Source organism: Salmonella sp. SG203, assembly GCF_013350575.1.
Classification (GTDB): domain Bacteria; phylum Pseudomonadota; class Gammaproteobacteria; order Enterobacterales; family Enterobacteriaceae; genus Salmonella; species Salmonella enterica.
Window position 1 is genome coordinate 1 of the sequence record NZ_SNMT01000053.1, and the last position, 5064, is coordinate 5064.

The 5064-nt window shown below is 42.2% G+C and carries 3 protein-coding genes; all 3 read left to right on the forward strand.

Going from position 1 to position 5064, the window contains the following annotated elements; genetic code table 11:
* Window positions 1-313: LuxR C-terminal-related transcriptional regulator (locus HV477_RS27435; protein WP_217487906.1), on the forward strand; the 313-nt coding region annotated here is incomplete at its 5' end.
* A gap of 1456 nt (window positions 314-1769) precedes the next feature.
* Window positions 1770-2960: an MFS transporter gene (locus tag HV477_RS27440; protein ID WP_175065700.1), complete on the forward strand. Its 1191-nt coding sequence runs from the start codon at window positions 1770-1772 to the stop codon at window positions 2958-2960.
* 5 nt (window positions 2961-2965) lie between these two features.
* Entirely contained in the window at window positions 2966-4126 is a 1161-nt protein-coding gene (locus HV477_RS27445) for a M20 aminoacylase family protein (protein WP_175065701.1), read from the forward strand.
* The last annotated feature ends 938 nt before the right edge of the window (window positions 4127-5064 follow it).

The window sequence follows — 5064 nt, forward strand, 5'->3', positions numbered from 1 at the left end:
CAGGGACATCCGTCAGGAGGCGCTGAGGCGTCTGCCGGGGACGGTGAACGCGCGGCAGTGGTTTATCCTGTGCTGTCTTGCGGAGGGGATGAAGGGAGGAGAGGTGGCGGCACTGACGGGGCTGAAGGAGAAGACGGTGAGTCTGTACCGGCGTCATGTGCTGGCGGCGCTGGGTATGGAGACGGTGGTGAGGGGAATGCCGCTGTACCGCGGTGTGCTGGTACGGGAGGTGCTGCAGCGATATCCGGTGACGGGGCCGGCAGACTTGCTGTGTGCCGGGGAGGGGCAGGTGAGCGTACAGGAGGCAATATGACGGCAGTGAACAGCATCAAATACGGCGTTCGGTTAACGCTTACGAACAAAAAACATTGCTGACTGGATAGTTGCCAGCAGCAGGGTGGGTTTACAGGGCGAAAGAAATAAGCCAGTCAGGGAACTACTGGCTGATTTCACATCACTCTGGCATTTTATTTACCGGATGTGTTTAATGAATAAATTGCGCTGTTGCCGAGCCTGTACGAGCCTGTACATAAGATATGGCTGGCAATCCAGGCAGCTTCACAGAAGTGGACGATGCCACTGCGGGACTGGCGTATGGCAATGAGCCGCTTTATTATCGAGTTCGGTGACCGCCTGGACGGTCACTTCTGAGAAAAGGCATTTACACAGAATCGTGTACAGGGTCCGGCCTAGAATAATGTGTTTTTGCGCCAGTTGTTATTTATGCGTTCTGGAAGATGGGAGAATCAGGTTAAGCAGGGAAGGTGAAATGATAGTTGAGTATGCCCGTTCTGATGCAGCGTATCTACTTGACGATCTGCCTGATGTTGAGCCGTCAGGCTATTCGCTTCCTGGCGGGCAGTAACCATATATCATCAACGGGTAAATTTGAGCATTAAGCGTAGTACCAACAGTCTACAGCCGCATATTGGACTGCACCACAAAAGTTAACAGTTCATGTTAAGCGGCTTTTTTTATTGCCATACAATCGCAATCACGGCAAAAGTGGTAGAGGTCGGGACAGGTGAATATAGGTCATTTTTAACTACCTGTACCAGCTACAACCCTTGCCACGCAAGGCTTACGGGGAAATAGTACAGGTGGTACAGCAAAAATGACGATCTTCCTTATAGGCGTGTGCGAAAGTGCTTTTGTCTTGTCTGATTTCTTCGTTATACGGACTCAGGCAGCAATGCAGGACAGCTGTACAGCCCACCAGCCAGAAACGCACACAGGCGCAATCAGGCGGCGATACAGCAGCACACAGAACAGCAGTGGTCACTAGCAGAACGGTGAAGAATCATTGCGATTTTTTATCTTACAACATACATATACTACAAATCCAATCAGGTAAACATCAGGCAAAACGTCGCAAAATATGGTGGAAATGACCACACCGACCCAGACGACAGGGATACGTAAGCTCCAGCCACATGCGGCGTTTCGGGGATTTATTCCGGCATAAGTCAGTCTGAGCCTCAGCTCTAAGGGGGGCTATGTTCTTTAATACGTGGAGTTTAAGCTTGAGCTTGTCTGATAATTGATATTTAAAATCATATTTATTAAAAAATAATATTGACAAATAATATCTGCTGCCTATAGCTTGACTTTCTAAGTGTAATACTCATTTTACAGATCCTCGATATTTTTTTGTCTATATTATCAGTTGTGGTGTTTTTGGGCTTTATCATAATCATCTGTTCTGTACTCGTATCTATGTTATAAATTATAGTTGTTTGTTGAAAATAAAAACATTTTGAGGAGGAAGCATGAGGAAGTATTTTATCTGGTTGCTCGTATTTACTGTTTACGCAGTTTTTACTATAGGCTGGGTGAGCACTGGACAGTTAATGCCATCGATTCAGCATGAGCTGAATATTAATACACAGCAGGCAACGCTGATTACCACTTCTATTTCTATAGCTAAAATTTTTGGTGCTTTTTTGGCTGGGTGGCTCGTTTATAAATTTGGAATGCGAAAAGGCTATTTTATTGGCTGCTTACTTATCAGTACAGGGATTTTTATGAGTTTTGCGGATGATTATTATGCAATTCTTATTATTCGCTTCCTGCAAGGTCTGGGATCAGCCTGTGCATTAGTTAGTTTATCACCTGTAACCCAAAAGTATTTTACCGGACGACAAAAAAATCTTTTTGTCAGTATTAACATTACATCCAATACTATTGGTAATATCATAGCACTTCTTTTTGCTGGCTGGATAGCCAGTAAAATAGGTCACTGGCAGGAGGCGCTTTCTTTATACTCATGGATAAATCTGATTCTGATAGTGAGCTGGCTGATTGTTACCAGAAAAGAAGAGAATCCGGACGCTCAAATTTTAATGAATAAAAAAGATGAATTTGTAAACGTTCTGAAAAGTCGGGTGACCTGGGGAATGGTAGCTTATTATATCGGGCCGATATTATTTCTGAATTCTTCTTTTCTGTTCTTTCCAACTTATTTTCAGGAGTATTCTGGACTTGACAAAAATTCTTTAGCTATACATTTTGCTCCAGCGTTAGTTAGTGTGGCTATGTTGTTTGCACCTTTTTTTGGTTTCTGGTTAAAACGTAACGGTGTTAATTTCAAGAAGATGTTTGTTATATCACCATTGCTTACAGCACTGGCCGGAATAGTGTTATTAGTGAGTAAAGATGATGCTGTTATTATGACAGCATCCGTTATGGCTGGTTTTTTCTTTGAAATGGCAACACCTTTTTTGTTTAATCTGCCTGTGGATATGCAGGATGGAACTGTTGAAAAAACCAGTTATACTATGTCTGTTTTCTGGAGTCTTACTTATATTATCGTTAACATTAATAATGAAATAATAGCTTTTAGTGTTGATAAAACCGGAAGTTTTACTTTTGGTTTTACTTATCTCTTCGTACTTATGGCATTATTTGTTCCACTGTCTTTATGGATATTGCCAAAGCGTGAATATTTTATCAAGGAGTAATACTTATGAAACTGATTGATGATATTGTAAAAACACAGGAAGAGTTTGCAGGTATACGTCAGCAAATACATAAAAATCCTGAACTTGGTTTTCAGGAATTTGCCACAGCTAAATTGGTGGCAGATCTTTCACGGGAGTATGGATATCAGGTACATGAGAACGTGGGAAAGACAGGCGTTGTGGCGGTACTGAAAAAGGGTAATGGTCTTAAAAAGATTGGATTGCGTGCTGATATGGATGCTTTGCCAATGCAGGAGTTAGCAGAGGTACCATATAAAAGTATAATACCCGATGTAATGCATGCATGCGGACATGACGGACATACAGCATCATTATTGATGGCGGCAAAATATTTAAGTAAATGTGATTTTAATGGCCAGTTAAATTTGATATTTCAGCCAGCAGAGGAAGGTAGTGGTGGTGCACTGAGTATGATTGATGACGGGTTGTTTGAGCGATTTGATTGCGATTATGTTTTTTCATGGCACAATTTACCCTGTAAAAATCAGGACAAAAAGATTTTTTTCAGGAAAGGTGTTTTTTTAGCATCATCAGACAGATTTAAGATAAAGATAAAAGGTTGTGGTGGACATGCTTCTGCTCCCCAAAATAGTAAAGATCCGACACTGGCTGCATGTCACTTAATTCTGGCTTTACAAAGTATAGTGTCGAGGAATACTGACCCTCAACAGGCCGTGGTCATCAGTGTTGGCTCAATTATGGCAGGAAATGACGAAAGTTATAATATTATACCTGAACAGGTGGAAATATTATTGAGTGTCAGAACTTTAAATAAAAATGTCAGGAAGCAAACACTGAAACGCATCAGAGATGTTACTGAACACTGTTGTAATCTCTTTGACCTAACATCTGAGGTAGAGTATTTCGATAAAGCAGATGTTACTTGCAATGATAAGGATGCCACTGCATTAGCATGGCAGGTTGCAGAGGAAATATTCGGGAGTGACTCTTGTGCGTATGAACATTCACCTGGTATGGCCAGCGATGACTTATCGTATATGTTAAGCACCAGAAAAGGTTGCTATGCTTACATTAATAATGGAGACACACCTTATGTGCATAATGGTCATTATATTTTCAATGATGACTTGCTTAGTATTGCGGCAACTTACTTTTCCAGACTGGTGTTGCGGTACTTGCAATAGTTGTTGAGTGCCGGAAAAATTGAGTCGCGAACTCAGGTAGGCTTTATTGAATAACAGGGAATTATGCTGTTTTGGGAGGATTATTTTGGATGAAAATACTTACCGCACCAGGAAGCGTCCCCAAACCATAGTTGTAACATACAGACTTTAAGTAGATGAGAGCTACAGCTTTTATGATTTTGCAGCATAATCTTTATTTATTCAACAATGCCTCCCTGAGTTGTGAGATCTTGTATGGGAAACTAGATTTAACAACGAAAAGGAGTGCTTTTCTATTTAAATCAATTAACTACATATTTCTTTATTCCGAACTCAGGTTGTTTTACGTTGAGGTGGGACCTGGCTGGAAGTGGAGTCCTGACAGATGTTTGTAAGTGCATTGGCTATCGGGTTTGCAATACAGAATACTTAGGATAAATGATGACATTCTATAATGCAGAAACTCAGGTCATTAATGCGCTGGAGAATATTATTTGCCAACCACAGCATGATGAAGTGATCTGACCTCTCAATAAATATCAATACGGTTCTGGCGAGCCGCTTAGTACGCCAGGATAAGCTGGTGACAGAACAGAGGGTGAAAGTCCCTCCCGGGTAAGAGCCAGCCACTCGCCCGGTCCTTTAGCTATGCGCGGCAGCGGGTAACTTCTGACGTGAAGTGTTAGCGAAGGTATCCACAGGCCCGGTATTGAGCCACGAAATACGTAATTCGTTTCCGACCTCGTCATCATTCCCGCATATTCTGGAAATTTATGCCTAAAATTCCAGTGTATTGGGCTGTTAGTACGGCTGTTTGAGATGGGAATGTATCAAAGACGGCGTTATTGTTAATAAATATCCTCCGGCATAGCCGGAGGTTTTTCTGATGCGCCTGTAAGGCTCTCTTACCAGCCGCGCCCTAACAGGCGCATACGATCTGACATTTGCATCAAACTTCG

What these genes read in the sequence shown, in the direction of transcription:
- HV477_RS27440 (WP_175065700.1), top strand. Translation starts at nt 1,770, where the DNA reads ATGAGGAAGTATTTTATCTGGTTGCTCGTATTTACTGTTTACGCAGTT.
- HV477_RS27445 (WP_175065701.1), top strand. Translation starts at nt 2,966, where the DNA reads ATGAAACTGATTGATGATATTGTAAAAACACAGGAAGAGTTTGCAGGT.